Source organism: Vibrio sp. YT-18 (assembly GCF_033337345.1).
In the GTDB taxonomy this organism is placed as follows: domain Bacteria; phylum Pseudomonadota; class Gammaproteobacteria; order Enterobacterales; family Vibrionaceae; genus Vibrio; species Vibrio alginolyticus.
This window is the reverse complement of sequence record NZ_JAWOQO010000269.1, coordinates 1-1,051: the sequence shown is the minus strand read 5'-3', so window position 1 is coordinate 1,051 and position 1,051 is coordinate 1. Positions and strand designations below refer to the sequence as shown.

Here is a 1,051-nt window from a genome sequence, read left to right as displayed (position 1 = left end):
AAATGGATCGCCTACTAACACGCGAAAACTTTCACCTAATGGTATTGGATTTGATGTTGCCAGGCGAAGATGGCTTGTCGATTTGTCGCCGTTTACGCCACGCCAATAACATGTTGCCAATTCTGATGCTGACAGCAAAAGGTGACGAGGTTGACCGTATTGTTGGTTTGGAAGTTGGTGCGGACGATTACCTACCTAAACCGTTCAACCCGCGTGAACTACTCGCTCGTATTAAAGCGGTTTTACGTCGCCAAACGGTTGAGCTACCGGGCGCGCCAAGTACGGAAGAAAAAGTGGTCGAGTTTGGCGAGTTTCGTTTAAATCTCGGCACGCGTGAAATGTTCCGTGGTGATGAGGCGATGCCATTAACATCGGGTGAATTTGCGGTGTTGAAATCACTGGTAACCAACGCGCGTGAGCCAATGTCGCGTGATAAGCTGATGAACATGGCGCGTGGTCGTGAATACTCGGCGATGGAGCGTTCTATCGACGTACAAATTTCTCGTCTACGCCGCATGCTGGAAGACGATCCGAGCAAACCTCGCTACATCCAGACCGTATGGGGTTTAGGTTACGTATTTGTCCCAGACGGCAAAGAGTCGTAATTCTTACTCCCTTAACCGGCAATCGGTTTTTAAAACTTCGGCCATCAAATTTCCTTCTTATTTGGTGGTCGAGGTTTTCGCAATTAGGATCATCAGGAAATTTCCATGCGAATCCGAAGTTCACTGACACAATCTATTCTACTGTTCATCTCCTTGCTTCTCGCTAGCCAAGTCTTTTCTTATTACGCCGTTTTTAACTACGCGTTGATGCCAAGCCTGCAACAGTTCAACAAAATTCTTGCTCATGAGTTGAATCTGGTTCTCGATGAAGATGGCCCGCTCAAATCGGATGCACCATTGCGTCGCCAGTTATTAGAAAGGTTGGGCGTGACAGTTCACAGCATCAACAGCGAGAAGGCGGTTGAGTTTAACCATGCGATGTCGATTGATTTGATGTCGGAGGAAATGACTCAAGAGCTAGGCTCACCAACCGAAGTTCGCCTGCT

Annotated in this window: 1 protein-coding gene and 1 pseudogene; both read left to right on the top strand. The window is 47.9% G+C overall.

What is annotated here, in order from left to right; all coding sequences use genetic code 11:
- Window positions 1–605: two-component system response regulator OmpR (gene ompR, locus R7M72_RS25905; RefSeq protein ID WP_318056569.1), on the top strand; the 605-nt coding region annotated here is incomplete at its 5' end.
- 105 nt (window positions 606–710) lie between these two features.
- A pseudogene (gene envZ, locus R7M72_RS25900) lies at window positions 711–1,051 on the top strand (two-component system sensor histidine kinase EnvZ); the annotation flags it as partial.